We start from the raw sequence: 14717 nt of genomic DNA, 5'->3' as shown, positions 1-14717 counted from the left end.
ATTATTTCCAGAACATATGTTTGAAATCCCGCTTCGATTTCGAGATAGTTATGAAACTTTTGGTTATAGACTTACGTCAATTATATTAAAAAGAAACTAAAAATCTGCCCTATTCGTCAAAGCAAACAAACGTTCTCCCATGAAAGGGGTGACCGAAATGGTCATAAAAGCTAGACAGCTCCTCGTAATTACCATTCTTGCAGTATTCATCTTCGCATTCCTGGCACTTGCAATGGAAAATGCTTCCTATGCAAAAGGAGTAACCAAGACCGAAAAATCAAGTCTTAATTTTTGGGGCTCGGCGAATTCTCGTGCGAATATCCCACGGCCTACTATTAATAGGTCTAGTATTAGTACTGGTTGGAATAGTAATAGATCCGAAAACAGCAGGTTGAGCCCATCATACAGGGGCACTGCATCCTGGGGTGGAACATCCTTAAACTTATCTTCAACAAAGCCCTTTTCGCCCGGAAACCCTGTACTCAAAAAGTCTTCCCCACCAACATCAAAAGGCAGTGGTTGGTCGCCCCTAAGCATCAATGGTCGGTGGGAATCGCGAAGCTCAACCACACAACGCGATAAGCAAAGTGTTAATTTTAATTCAAACAAATCCTCTAACGGCTCAACAAGAAAAGAGTATTCGAGCATAGGAAAAATCTGGTCCGGTCGCACTGAAAAACGGGACACGTCACCTGACTGGGAGAGAAAAAACGAGCGCACGGAAACGCACAAATACAAACGAGGCGATTATAACCCCTACATTATTTCTTATTCAACTCGGCACTTCTTTTACCCAAATTACTGTTATACCTATAGAAAAGATTACTGCTGGCCGTCAATATACTTCTACTATGGAGCTCTTCCACCATATATCTTTGGGCCACGCATCGTATTTATCCCAACGTTTGCAAACCGACACATCTGCGTTCAAATCCCAATCGCTATCAACTGGAACGATGACTACTATCTTTGTGACGCCTACGGCCGCAGATTGCGGGAAACCCTAACTCGCATACAGCGAGCGTGGGAAAGAGGCGATGAATACCTTATAAGAGACTACCTTAGGTTCAATTCACGCATTGCGGTATATTTGAACGGCAAATACGCTTATTCCATCGACGCCGAAGATTATTACGATATGACGCGTGACGCTATGAGAAACATAAGAACGCGCAGTTTTATGTTTGACAGGATTCACAAACGTTCTTCCGATTGTGTTGTTGCATTTGGAACTCATATTTACGTCGATGAAGATAGTGGTTTTGTGAAAACCGTATACGTTTCTTACACGCTTGAACGATTTGGAAGCAATTGGTATATAACAGAGGTCGGATGTTCAACTTCGTACCCATGGTAATGGTGATAAAACACAAGAGGAGAGTTTGAAAAATGGGAGCAAAACTCTCCATAAGGTTTTTCTGCGCGGTTCTCCTAACAGCATTTGTCATGACCGCTGTTTATATTAACGTGCCGCCCTTCAGCAAACCTGCAGTTGCCAAAGGTGTTACCAAGACTAAGCCAAATACTGATTCGTCTGAAACTTCAAGTGAGGAAAAGGAAAACAAAACCGAATCGTCAGAAAGTCCCAAGCCTTCTCCGCCTCTCCCTCCGCCAGTGGAAAAGAAGTCCGAACGAAGGGATGAATCAAGACCCTCTGAACAATCAAATGACGAGCTTTATCGTAGAAATGAGGAACGCAGAGGCATCCCCTATCCTTCACCAGCCCAGAGGGGACCTGCAACGCGCGATCTTGGCAGTCAAATTCAAAAACGAAGCAAGCAGCGCGACCCTCTTTACGAATTCCGCCGACATTTTCACGATGACTTTTTCTATCCTTATGATGAGCACTGTTATAGGTTTTACCCTTACTATGACATCGGTGCGATTGTAATAACCCATGATTATCGGGAGCGAAAGCATAAACCCTGGCAACAAACTTACGAATATAGGGAACCACCCCCAGGGTCACTTGAGGAAGCACTTGTAGATATTCAGGCAACTTGGCGGGAAAAAGACCCCGAGTTCTTAATGTGGCATGTTGACACCTATGGAGAAATAAGCATTTACTATAAAGGTAGGTACTCTCATGCTCTTACCCCACGCCAAATATTTAAGCTTACTGCCGAAGCTTTAGACCAAATAGACACAACTGAGTTCAGGTTCACCACCGTTGAATTTCATGGGGATGAAGCAATTGCAAGGGCAAAGCACGTCTTTGTTGGTCCTGATCATCGAACACGCACCGCCTATTTGGCCTATTATCTTACCAAGACGCGTAATAGATGGGTAATTGAGCAAATAGACTTTCGAAAGACGGATTTCGGCGCTCCACAATGCTTTATTGCCACGGCTGCATATGGAACACCAATGGCAAAAGAAGTGGTAATACTCCGAAAGTTTAGGGATGATTATCTCCTCACGAATTCACCAGGAAGAACTATCATAGCCGCGTATTACAAAATAAGCCCGCCTATTGCAAGGTTTATAGCCAACCACGAGAATGCCCGTACCATCGTGAGGAAATTGCTCAAACCCTTCGTTCAAGCATGCAAATTGGCGGTCTCAGATGCGGCAGATAAATGAGCCGATTCTTCGGCTAGTCGAGTATTCCTAAGTCTATCTGCATATTTGATAATTCTAATGGTAGTACCTTCATCCCCACGGATGAGCTCAACATTGTCTGCAAGCTCCAAAAGCCTATCCCATTCCAATACCTGCCGATACTCATTCTGGCACCCATTGGCAGAACATTTCGGGTCAATAGCTTTGGAAGGGTCAGTTACCTCCACCGTCATGCATGTGCCATAAACAACCAATTTGATAAAAAGGTTTTCCTCACATTTTCCATTTGCTCTGTCTATGGAGATTGAGCATATTTCGCTTACTGCATCCTCAGTATCAGCAATATCTTTCCAACTCATCCCCAGCTTTGCGGCAAGACAGGCAACAATTTTGCGCAGTTGCGGCAGGTAGCGATGGCTTTTTCTTATTTGAACTTCCGTGGTCATGCTTTTTACTCTCCATCCATGTGCATTGTCAGAAATTGCAAAGATCTTGTCGTGAGGAAAACAAGCCTGTCATTGCCGATTCCGCCACTAGGCAATCCTAAAATCGGCATTGGTTTATAGGTACAGCAGAAAATTTACCATGGGGCCACCAGGGCGTCAATGAAATTTGAAGGGTCAGAAATGTTATTTTTCAGCCATAAATTTGGCATGCAGAAAGGCCAAAAGTACACGTTAAATCTAGGAAAATCAAGAGTTTTCTCAATGCAGTTTGTTACGACATAGTCACATAATTCAGAGAGATTTCCCCTTGGTGCTCAAAAATTAGACATAATTGCGAAATGCATAAACCTACTAAATTTTAGCCCTAGAGTTCTTTATTTCAGCTCTTGCCCTGCCTTTACAACAAGCAACGCTAGGTCATCGTGGAGAACGCCTTTTGCATATTCACGGATGCGTAAATCTAGCTGATCTACGATATACAGCGCATCTTCATGAGCGAGCTGGCAAAACATTTCTTCAAGCCCTTCTATGCCCAAGAATTGCCCATTACGCCGGGCCTCTGTTGCGCCATCTGTATATAAGAGAAGGACGTCCCCAGGCTCAAACTTGATGCTCTTTGAAGTAAATGGAAAACTTTCAACAATCCCAAGCGCTGTGCCTGTAGTAGCCAGCGACATACACAGCCTACGTTGGCTGCTATTGAGAAGTGGCAATTCATGACCAGCATTCACATATTCAAGCACGCCAGAGACTGTATCAAGCACACCATAGAAGCAAGTAATGAAGACTTGGCCACCAATAAATTTATACACTGCCTTATTTAATCTTGTGATAAGGCCTATTGGATCGAGACCCTCGATCGCATATGCACGAACAGTATATTTTATCAGAGCCGTATGAATTGCTGCGCTCAGCCCTTTACCTGATACATCAGCCATAACCAAAGCTACCTTATCAGGAGAGATTTCTATTACGTCATAAAAATCCCCGCCGATTTGTGCTTCAGCCAAAGCCGCCTCGTATCTATCAGCAAACTGGAAGCTACCAATTACCTCTGGCACCTCAGGCAGGAAGGACCTCTGAAGTGTCTCTGATATTCGACGTTCTCGCTCGTAAGCGCGTGCATTTTCTATTGCTACCGCACCTTGTGCAGCTACAGCTTGTGCAAGCCTTACCTGGCGCCGTGTGAATCTTCGCAATTCATCCTGAGTAAAAGTTATTCCATAGCCAATCACATTTTCATGAAATACGAGGGGAACCGCAAGCACCGACCGCAATTTGAGCTTTGCGGCAAACTCGGGCGGTACACGAGGGTCATTTGCCGCATCGTGTATAACAATTGGTTTTCGTCTTTCCACAGCCTCCTTCACCATTGGATCAGCCGTTGAAAGAGGCAAGCTCCAGCTAGCATAAAACTCTTTTTCTTCGGCAGATAAACCATGAGATATCGCCGGCTTCAAGTATTCATTCTCTACTAGCCAAAGTGCGGCTTTGCTTGCATCACACACATCAGCAAGGTTTCTGGCTACAACCATCAGCCGGTGCTCAAGGCCCATGGAAAACACCAACGACTGGGATACCCTAAACAATATGTTGGCTTCTCTTGCGGCCCTAACAGCTCGATCATGCTCTTCCTCAAGTTGGCGTCTGGAGACCTCTAAGTTTTCCGCCATCTGATTCAAAGCGTCCGCAAGGTCTTCTAATTCATCTTGCGTTCGAACATTAATGCGCCAAGAAAGATTTCCGGAGCCTATAGCTTCGGCTCCCTCTTTGAGCTTCGATATAGGGATGGTTACTCGCCGAACCAAATACAACCCAAATAAACCAAAAAGAACAGCAAATAAAAATGCCCAAGCCAATGCTATTGCAAACGTTCCAGCCTGAGATCCAAAAGCTTCGCTTACCGGAAGTTGAACAACCACAATCCAACCAAGATTGGGAACCCGGCGAAAAACTCCTGCAACTTCCCTCCCTGACGGGTCTATAAAAATATCTTCTCGCGCAAGAGCAGTATCAGTTCTTCCTTGAAGAGCTTGTCGCACGGGGCCAAGACGTGAGAAATCGGCACCTATTAAGTGCATGCGTTCTAGGGGATGGGCAATAACTCGCCCCTTTTTATCGACAACGAAAACATATTCCCCCCGCCCCATGCGAACCTTGCTTATAATGTCTTCCAAGGTCTCAAGGCTGACAACGCCAAAAAGCACCTCTGATGGAGGCTCTCCTGGCTGACCAATTGGCACAGCAACAAGAACTAAAGGGGAGTGAGGCATGACGAACTGAACATCACTAGTATAATTTCGCCCCGCCATTGCTTCTTTTATTGCCAGTCTCGTCAGAACTTGTGGGGGTTGCCAAGTGGTACCCATTTGTCGAACTATAATTTGGGCATGGCCTGAAAAATCATAGATTGCTAATTGCTCGAAAAAGGGGAATTTCTTTTGGAGATCGCTTAGGGCTTGTCGTCGAGAAACCCAGTAAGCGTGAGAAAGGCTAGCCGTTACCAAGATCGATTGCACATTGCCCATAAATTCGCTAATGTCGTCTGAAACCGCTTCTGTAACCGCCTGCATCTCAGCAAAGATTCGGCGTTGCTCTCTTTCGGCACCCGTGCGCACTAGAATTCCTGCAATCACTACCGAAGGGATAATCACAGCGGCAAGGAGTACAACTAATAACCTGATTTTTAAACTTATCCTTCTGTTAGTTGAAGGCATAATGCTACCTTATTATCTGCAACCAATTATCTCCAAAATTATTATGACACTTTTACCTTAAATAAAAACTACAGTTGGCTAACCCCTAGGAAGCTATTATTGCGGCAATTATTTCATTTCCAATCTATTAACTAGGTGCAGCTATGAGTGAACGCACGTAGGAAATGCTTTTTGAAACAGCACCGAAAGGATCTTCATCCCCCTCGTATTCAATACTAAGATAGCCTTTGTAACCTGTTTCTCTTAACACCTTCAAGCACTCCTGGATATCTGCATCGCCCTCACCAAGTACTGTCCCCATATATTTCCTACCATCTGCTGCAATGCAAGCATTTCCTTGGTAACCAATAGGAACCTCTTTGTAATCCTTCAAATGCACAGAGACAATCCAAGGAGCCAACCTTCTAATTGCATCTGCAGGATATTGGTTTACAAGAAGAAAATTGCCTGTATCAACATTTGCACGCAGTATAGGTGAGCTCACAGTTTTAATTACCCCTTCGATTTGCTCAGACTTACCAACCAAAAATCCATGGTTTTCAATAGCAAGCACCACCCCATGTACCGCCGCGTATTTAACTGCTTCCACCAACCCGGTAACTATCCAATCAAGAGCAGTCTGAAACAAAACCCCATCAGCAACAGTACCCAATAAAACCCTAACTACACCGCAGTTTAGGTTCACTGCTTCTTCAATGCCATTGTAGATACTGTTTAGAGCTTCCTCACGCTTACCACGTTCTGGATTCACAAAGTTATTCCATACAGCCCAGGTGCATACAGGCATTTTAGCTTCCTTTAATGCAACTTTGACCTTCCCAATTTCTGCGTTTCGATCTCGCCAATAAAAGCTACTAAGTTCCACAGCATCAGCACCCAACTCTTTTGCCTTCCATATAAATTTCTCAAGATCCATTTCACCTCGATAGAAATTCAGGGCAAAACTTCGAACATTCACCGCTACCTTCATTGCTTGCCTCCTCAGACGCACAACGCATTCTTTCCAAAGCCGAAAAAGAAAAACGGCACCCACCAACAGAACCATCCCTGGATGCCGTTCACGCAATTTTAATCTTTTAAAAACTCAGTCTTCTACAATCGCTCCTGTCGGGCACACAGCCTGGCATGAGCCACAGTCGGTGCAAATATCAGGGTCAATTACGTATTTGGGGTCACCCTCTTTAATTGCTTCAAATGGGCATTCCTCAATGCAGGTTCCGCACATGGTGCATTCATCAGTAATCTTGTAAGCCACTAATGTTTCTCCTTTCTTATTTTAATCGCTATGAGTTGTGGGCATGAGCCTTATTTAAACCTTTCCAAAACACAACAACCTAGATTTTAACGCATTTTTCATGTCTTGGCTAGCCCCAATTACAAATCAACCTTCCACTAAGATGCCCGAAGCATATGCAAATAACATTTTGTTAGGCTAGATTGTGCATAACTGCAAATCAAGCGCTAGGTGTGCTTGTTTCTGCTGAGTTTAGAACTATCGCACCCATGGGTAGGCATTTTGTAGCCGGATATTGTGTTTGTGAAGATATAATACAGGAATCGCAAAACTTCATAAAGCATAGATCTCGTTCAACGCAATATTGTTGCTTTATAATCTATCAAACATCCCAAAATAACCGAGGTAAGAGAGGTTTTAAAAATGACTGTCGCAGATGAAGCTTTATCAAACAGAGTTAGGAATGCACTTGCATCTGACAAACGAATAAGCGGACTACCAATAGAGGTGCGTGTCTCTGCAGGTAATGTTTTCCTCAAAGGGTATGTAGAAAATCTCGAGCAAAGAGACGTCGCGCAGTTTATTGTTAGCGGAGTACCGGGGGTCAGGCATGTCAACGTTGACGAACTTTTGGTAAGGGGGTTGGATCGATGAGTAAATATGGTGAGTTCTCGCTTGATGGAAAAGAGTATATCATGTACAGACCAGATACCCCGCGGCCTTGGATTAACTATCTTTCAAACGAAAAGTATTGTGCCCTTTGCTCACAAACAGGCGGCGGGTATTCATTTTATGAAACTTCGGGTTACAATCGAATCACCAAAGAATACCCTCCATTTGTTGTGTACCGCGATTGCCCAGGCCGATTTGTATACCTTCGTGACATGGAGACTGGGGAATACTGGAACATCAATTGGCAGCCGGTCCAAAAACCATACGTAAATTGGGAGTCCAGACATGGCCTAGGATATACAAGACTTAAATCGGAGTACAGCGAAATCGCCGGCGAGATTACATATTTTGTCCCAAGGCGCGACGATTGCGAAATCTGGATGGTAAAGGTTAAAAACGTTGGCGACAGACCTAGGAAACTTGCGTCATTCTCAACAATCGAGTGGTCGCTAGCAAACTATGCGTTCAATTTAATTGAGGCGTCTTTCGCTCAACTTTTCAATGAGGTATACTTTGAAAATGACACAATCGTTGTTACCACACGGTTCTGGAACGTTGCGCCAATTGGCACCGGCAATCCAAATCTTCGGTGGGATAAATATGCCTTTTTCACATCAAACACCAAGCCCGTTGGTTTTGATTGCCTAGAGGAAAACTTTCTAGGGGTTTACCGAGGCTGGGAACGTCCTATAGTAGTCGAACAAGGGCAATGCACAAATAGCCTAGGAAATGGAAGAGAAATTGTTGGTGTTCTTCAACATAACTTTGAGCTCCAACCAGGAGAAGAAAAGCGTTTTCTAATAATCTTAGGGGTAGCACCCCGCAAAGAGGATGCCTTTACTACAAAAGAACGATATGATACGTGGGAAGAAGCAGAACATGCTCTTGAAGAGGTTAAAAAATATTGGGAAGGTTATATATCACATACTTGGTGTGAAACACCCGACCCTGATTTCTGCCTTTCTTTTAATATCTGGAATAAATATCAGTCCTGGATTACCTCGCGGTGGTCAAGGATGGATTCCTATTACATTGGCGGCGCCTCAATAGTAGGTTTTCGCGACAGCTGGCAGGATATGCTAGGCGTCTTACCGAACAACCCCGAATGGGCGCGCCAGCGAGCTCTTTATATTATTGAGCACCAGTTTCCTGATGGAAGCACACTGCACAATTGGGACCCGCTTACAAATATTGGAGTAAAAACCGGACACAGCGATGACCCCCTGTGGCTCGTGATGGGTATTGTTGAATACATAAAAGAAACTGGTGATTTATCATTTCTTGATGAGCTAGCCCCTTACTATGACGGCGGAGCAGAGACTGTTCGCCAGCACCTAATCCATGCATTGGACTATAGTTTATCCAGGCTAAGCCCACGACACATATCTTTGATGGAGGCTGCCGACTGGAATGATGGCCTCGACCATGTAGGTCGTCAAGGTAGAGGCGAAAGCACAATGGTCTCAGAGCACTTAGTCTGGATGCTGAAAGAATCATCTGTGATTCTCCGAGCTGCAGGTATGGAACAATTGGCTGAAAAATACGAAAAAGCTGCCGATGAAATTGCCGACGCAGTAAACGAACATCTGTGGGATGGTGAATGGTATGTTCGAGGCACGCGAGACGATGGTCAAGTCTTCGGGAGTTCAAAAAATCCTGAAGGCAAAATTTTCTTAAATGCCCAAAGCTGGGCGGTGATGAGCGGTGTCGCCAAAGGCGAACGTGCGTTAACATGCATGCAAGCAGTCGAAAAGCATCTTGAAACCCAATACGGCCCAGTACTATTCCTTCCGGCATACTCCGAGCCGAACCCCAAGATTGGAATAATTACCCGGTTCGCGCCCGGCACCAAGGAAAATGGAACGATTTTCAACCATCCTGTGGCATGGGCGGTCATGGCAGAATGCATATTGGGAAGAGGAGACCGAGCCTACGACATTTGGAAAAGGAGTTCATTTATAATAAGGGGCAAAAACCCTGATGTTTACAAAGCCGAGCCATACGTTTACGCTGAGTATGTCCACGGCCCAGACTCGCAAGATTTTGGCCTTGGCGAATTTACATGGATGACTGGAACAGCGGCATGGATGTGGAAGGTCTCGCTCGAATGGATAATGGGCGTTAGACCAGAATTGGAGGGACTAAGAATAGATCCATGCATTCCAAGCTCATGGGATAGGTATTCAATAAAACGAACTTTTAGGAACGCTATTTACGAAATACACGTAGAAAACCCAGAACACGTAAATAAAGGTGTTAAAAAAATAGTTGTAGATGGGGAAGAGTATCCTTCAAACTTAATTCCAGCGTTCCAAGATGGCGCTGTGCACCACGTTTATGTGACGATGGGGAAGTAATCCGTGCAAAATTCTTAAGAGATTAAAGTATAGCTTAAGTGAGGTACGTCTGTAAATGTTCAAAGACTATGAAGACTTAATCAGACAAATGGAATTGGAAATGCAGCGTTGTTCTGCTGAGGCCATGCGTCGACTACTCGAGCTTCCAGCCGAGGAGCCCGAGTTTTGGGTTCCAAAAGCCGATACATATGAAACACCAGGCGAGCTGGTCGTGCGAGTTGAGATTGCCGGTGTGCCAAGAGAATCGTTATCCGTTACCTTGTCGGCAGACGGACGCATTCTCAACGTTCAAGGCAACAGGTCCGAAGCCTACGTAGATAACAGGCGCAAAGAACGCTACTATCAATTAGAATGTTATTTTGGGCATTTTGAGCGGGACATACCTCTTCCTCCTGGTATTTCAATTGACCGAAACCGAATTAGCGCTAAATATAAGGAAGGTTTTCTAATCGTAACTCTTCCCAAGCTTGAACACATACCAACTTCGCGCAAAGTACCAATTGAAGGACACACAGAGGAAGAGAAAAAGTCCAATTAGCATTTTCTACAAAGACATTAAATCTACGGAGCAATTTGCATATGGAAGACGTATCATCTGAAATAATGGAAAATGTTGTAAGCTCTGCAGAAGACCGAACGAAGATGCCGATTCCAGAGGAGCTTCGTTTGCTACCGCTGCGCGATACTGTCCTCTTCCCGCTCGTCGTTAGCCCGCTTTCAGTGGGAAGAGAAAGTTCTATAAAATTAATAGACGACGCTGTAACAAGTGGTGAGCGAATCATTGCTGTAGCCACACTGCGTGATCCCCAAATAGAGCACCCAAAGCAGGAAGATATATACCCAGTTGGAACAGCCGTTGTCATACATACAATGATGCGCCTGCCCGATAACATACGCTTAATCGTGCAGGGCATCCAGCGAATAAGAATCCGAGAAGTCACTCAGCTTGAGCCTTATCTTCGCGCGAAGGTTGAGGTCCTGCCAGAGAAAACCGATTACACATCTGAGGAAACAATCGAGATTGAAGCACTGCGGCGAAATGTTGGCAACCTTTTCCAGCGCGTGGTCGCTCTATCGCCGAATATTCCTGATGAACTTCAAGCGTTGCCCAATACTGTAACGAAGCCAGGTTTTTTGGCGGACGCGATAGCCAATAATCTGCCCATCCCAACTCCCCAAAAGCAAGAACTCCTTGAGGCAGTAGATGTTCGCGAACGTCTTTCAAAACTCTTGGCAATTCTTTCCCGCGAAGTAGAAGTTCTTGAAATAGGTAGTCGCATCCAATCGCAAATCCAAAGCGAAATGACAAAAACCCAGCGCGAGTACTATTTGCGCGAGCAACTAAAGGCGATACAAAAGGAGCTTGGCGAAATAGACGAGCGCACAATGGAGATTAACGAGCTTAAGGAAAAAATAGCAAAGGCAAAAATGCCTCCCGAAGCTGAGAAGGCAGCTAATCGAGAGCTTGACCGTCTTCAAAGAATGCCGCCCGGCGCTCCTGAGTATTCAATGTCTCGCACTTATTTAGATTGGCTCATTTCATTGCCTTGGAGCATAAGCACAGAAGATAATCTAGACATCCTACATGTTAAAAAGATACTCGATGAGGACCACTATGGCCTCGATAAGATCAAAGAACGGATTCTCGAATACCTTTCGGTGAGAAAATTCAAGGCGTCCGGCGAGGTTCGGCAACCGATTCTATGCTTTGTCGGACCACCTGGTGTGGGAAAAACATCGCTTGGGATGTCAATTGCGCGCGCTTTGGGCAGAAAGTTCGTGCGCATGTCGCTGGGCGGCATTCGCGATGAAGCCGAAATACGCGGACACCGCCGAACATACATTGGAGCATTGCCAGGACAAATTATTCAAGGCATCCGGCGCGCAGGATCGAACAATCCTGTCTTTATGATGGATGAAATTGACAAAGTCGGAGCAGACTTTAGAGGTGACCCCTCTGCAGCTCTCCTTGAGGCGCTTGACCCAGAACAGAATAGGGAATTTCGTGACCACTATATCGAGGTTCCATTTGACTTGTCTCGTACGCTGTTCATTACAACTGCAAATATGCTAGACCCAATCCTGCCGCCGCTAAAAGACCGCATGGAGGTTCTTGAAATTGCTGGCTATACCGAAGAAGAAAAGTTGATGATTGCCAAGCATCATCTTATTCCAAAACAACTGGCAGAGCATGGCTTGAAAGAAGAAAACCTCATTTGGACTGATGATGCCATCTATACTCTAATTAGAGGATATACGCGCGAGGCTGGTGTCAGAAATCTCGAACGTGAGATTGCCGCAGTATGTCGCAAGGTAACTAGACAATTCGCCGAAGGCAGAACCGAAAGTGTCCACCTTGATCCTGACAAGCTAGTAGAGTATCTGGGTGCACCTAGGTTCCAACATGAAGAAGTCTTGCAAAGAGTGCGGGTACCTGGGGTGGCTACGGCACTCGCATGGACGCCGATTGGCGGTGAGGTAATGTTTGTTGAGGCTGCCAAAATGCCGGGCCAAAGGGAACTTACAATGACAGGCATGTTAGGCGACGTAATGAAGGAATCGGCTCAGGCCGCTCTTTCCTATATTCGCTCTCATGCGTCTGAACTAAATATTGACCCAGAGTTCTTTGCAAAAAGCGACATTCACTTGCACGTTCCGGCGGGAGCAATACCAAAAGACGGTCCATCAGCAGGCATAACCATAGCAACTGCGCTGGCATCTCTCCTCACGGGTAGGATTGTCAAGCCTGACGTAGCGATGACGGGCGAGATTACGCTTACTGGCAGAGTGTTGCCCGTTGGAGGAATTAAGGAAAAGGTTTTAGCAGCACGCCGTGCGGGAATTAAAACAGTGATACTGCCAGCAGACAACCGAAAAGACGTCGAGGAAAACATCCCCGAGGACGTGCGTAAAGAAATGAATTTTGAGTTCGTTGAGAGCATTGATGAAGTATTCAAAATTGCACTTGATTCCCAAAAACAAAAGAGCAATAAGCTTCCGTAAAGAAGGCTATGTGCTCAATAAGATGATGAAAACATGGGCAGAGCAGCAAGTTCTGCCCTTCCCATTTCAATTGCTGACTACTAAAGAAGGAGGACAAGGTGAAGGCTCGTAGCGATGATGAAATTACCGGAGAAATAATAGCCGCCTTTGGCGCATCACCATATGTTAAAGAAACTAACATTATAGTAGAGACCCACGATGGGAAAGTAATATTGTCAGGCGTGGTAGACACCCTCGAGGAAAAAGAAATTGCTGGAGAGATTGCCCAAAGTATCAAAGGAGTCAAGGCCGTAGAAAATGACATCACTGTTAGCAGCGACGGCGAACATCCCGACATTGAGATTGAAAAAGAATTAAGCGAAAAGTTTGCTAGCGAACCGGACCTAATATCTGTTGGTGCAAGATCCTATCATGGAACTGTCGTGTTAATGGGCAAGGTTCCAAGCCTAGCTGTTAAAAAACATGCCATTGAAATAGCCGAATCTGTGAGAGGAGTCAGGGAGGTTATCTCCGATATCCATATAGCACCAGGTAAACCAATTGATGATGTTACGATAGCCAATGACGTTGCAGAGACAATTTCCGACGACCCACGGCTAACAGTTCTAAACCTAGACGTACAGTCTCACGATGGGGTAGTACGCATTTATGGCGAAGTGACAAATGAAAAGCAACGAGACTTGGCAAAAGAAATTGCCTCAGCAGTTCCAGGCGTTCAGCAAGTTGAAAATCATTTGATAATCAAAAAAGCCGAGGAAGAATATTCTTATGAATAAAAACCAGATTAATAAACTTTATGACATACATCAACCATTATTTACCCAATATGGCCCCAAGGCTGGAATCGAGCGTTCTGACGAAGAAATAAGAGGAGATATAATTCAAGCGTTTGAATCGAGCCCTCAACTTGACCCTCGTGAAATCATAGTTGAAGTAAAAAATGGCGTAGTCACGCTTTCCGGCATTGTGAACTCAGAAAAAGAACTTTTAGTGGCAAAAAATTACGCGCTGAGTACACCTGGCGTGGTGGACGTTCACAGTGAGCTTCAAACAAGACAAAGCGACTAAATTGTCTAACCACATTAAATTCACCAATTTTGGTTTCAAACCCCATCGATTAGGAAAATAAAAATATTGCATCAATGCTACAAAAGGAGGTGTTAGTATTGGCAAACGGTTTCGCAATATGTCCTTGTTGTGGGAATCCACAAACCGGATGGCAAGGTGCTCCAATGTGGTCGGCACCAGCATGGGGAGCTGGCCCTGGATGGTGGGCTCAAGGATGGACGACACCAATGCAAAGCCCTGCTTGGAGACATTCTCCTTGGGCAGCTCCTTCATGGGGGTATGCTCCACCTTATACGCCTGCCTACTATGGTGGACTGCCCACAGACTCCGAGATTGAAGAGATGATCTATGATGCAATTGACGCAGACCCGCTTATCCCGTTTGATGCCAATATTGACGTCACCGTAGAGGCGGGAACTGTTTACCTCCGCGGTGAGGTTCCAAGCAAGCGAATCAAACATGCTGCAGGAGATGATGCTTGGTGGATACCAGGCGTCGTAGATGTTCACAATGAAATAAAAGTTGTACCAAGACGCGCACGCCGGCCTGCAGAGGAAGAGGCAAAAGCCGCGTAACATCACATCAAAAGCTGGGTGGTAAGACCACCCAGCTTTTAACCAAATAGTCGACTCACAATATCTTTCTGCTTCAATTACCT

At 45.1% G+C, this 14717-nt stretch carries 13 protein-coding genes; 9 read left to right on the top strand and 4 right to left on the bottom strand.

From position 1 onward, the window contains the following. The first annotated feature begins 157 nt into the window (after positions 1-157). Entirely contained in the window at positions 158-1357 is a 1200-nt protein-coding gene (locus K6T99_01820) for a hypothetical protein (GenBank protein ID MCL6518546.1), read from the top strand. A gap of 32 nt (positions 1358-1389) precedes the next feature. Continuing rightward, positions 1390-2583 carry a hypothetical protein gene (locus K6T99_01815; GenBank protein MCL6518545.1) on the top strand — a complete coding sequence of 398 codons (1194 nt, stop codon included), beginning with the start codon at positions 1390-1392 and terminating at the stop codon, positions 2581-2583. Here the strand turns inward: K6T99_01815 and K6T99_01810 are convergent. The 4 genes from K6T99_01810 to K6T99_01795 form a co-directional block, all read right to left on the bottom strand. Then, positions 2541-3008, bottom strand: coding sequence for an ATP-binding protein (locus K6T99_01810; GenBank protein MCL6518544.1), 468 nt, complete (start codon positions 3006-3008; stop codon positions 2541-2543). The genes K6T99_01815 and K6T99_01810 overlap by 43 nt on opposite strands. Before the next feature lie 374 nt (positions 3009-3382). Further along, a complete protein-coding gene (locus tag K6T99_01805) occupies positions 3383-5725 on the bottom strand; it encodes a SpoIIE family protein phosphatase (protein MCL6518543.1) in 2343 nt (780 codons plus the stop codon). A gap of 127 nt (positions 5726-5852) precedes the next feature. Beyond that, positions 5853-6695, bottom strand: coding sequence for a sugar phosphate isomerase/epimerase (locus K6T99_01800; GenBank protein ID MCL6518542.1), 843 nt, complete (start codon positions 6693-6695; stop codon positions 5853-5855). Positions 6696-6809: 114 nt separating this feature from the next. Next, on the bottom strand, positions 6810-6980 hold the full coding sequence (locus K6T99_01795) for a 4Fe-4S binding protein (protein MCL6518541.1): 171 nt from the start codon (positions 6978-6980) through the stop codon (positions 6810-6812). Between the two features lie 402 nt (positions 6981-7382). Between K6T99_01795 and K6T99_01790 the strand changes: the two genes are divergently transcribed. The 7 genes from K6T99_01790 to K6T99_01760 all read left to right on the top strand — a co-directional run bounded on the left by K6T99_01790 (position 7383) and on the right by K6T99_01760 (position 14634). Further along, the gene (locus K6T99_01790) at positions 7383-7613 is read left to right on the top strand and encodes a BON domain-containing protein (protein MCL6518540.1); all 231 of its coding nucleotides are present in this window, start codon (positions 7383-7385) and stop codon (positions 7611-7613) included. Beyond that, positions 7610-9988: a glycosyl transferase family 36 gene (locus tag K6T99_01785; GenBank protein MCL6518539.1), complete on the top strand. Its 2379-nt coding sequence runs from the start codon at positions 7610-7612 to the stop codon at positions 9986-9988. Before K6T99_01790 ends, K6T99_01785 begins: the two co-directional genes overlap by 4 nt. A 55-nt stretch (positions 9989-10043) precedes the next feature. Beyond that, positions 10044-10526, top strand: a complete 483-nt coding sequence (locus K6T99_01780; protein MCL6518538.1) for an Hsp20/alpha crystallin family protein — start codon at positions 10044-10046, stop codon at positions 10524-10526. A gap of 65 nt (positions 10527-10591) precedes the next feature. After that, the gene (gene lon, locus K6T99_01775; protein ID MCL6518537.1) at positions 10592-12991 is read left to right on the top strand and encodes an endopeptidase La; all 2400 of its coding nucleotides are present in this window, start codon (positions 10592-10594) and stop codon (positions 12989-12991) included. 98 nt (positions 12992-13089) lie between these two features. Continuing rightward, a complete protein-coding gene (locus tag K6T99_01770) occupies positions 13090-13767 on the top strand; it encodes a BON domain-containing protein (protein MCL6518536.1) in 678 nt (225 codons plus the stop codon). Further along, positions 13760-14059, top strand: a complete 300-nt coding sequence (locus tag K6T99_01765; protein ID MCL6518535.1) for a BON domain-containing protein — start codon at positions 13760-13762, stop codon at positions 14057-14059. Before K6T99_01770 ends, K6T99_01765 begins: the two co-directional genes overlap by 8 nt. Positions 14060-14157: 98 nt before the next feature. Further along, the gene (locus K6T99_01760; protein MCL6518534.1) at positions 14158-14634 is read left to right on the top strand and encodes a BON domain-containing protein; all 477 of its coding nucleotides are present in this window, start codon (positions 14158-14160) and stop codon (positions 14632-14634) included. The last annotated feature ends 83 nt before the right edge of the window (positions 14635-14717 follow it).

This window comes from Armatimonadota bacterium (assembly GCA_023511795.1).
In the GTDB taxonomy this organism is placed as follows: domain Bacteria; phylum Armatimonadota; class UBA5829; order DTJY01; family DTJY01; genus JAIMAU01.
The sequence above is the reverse complement of the archived record's forward strand: the minus strand, read 5'-3'. Positions and strand labels throughout refer to the sequence as shown.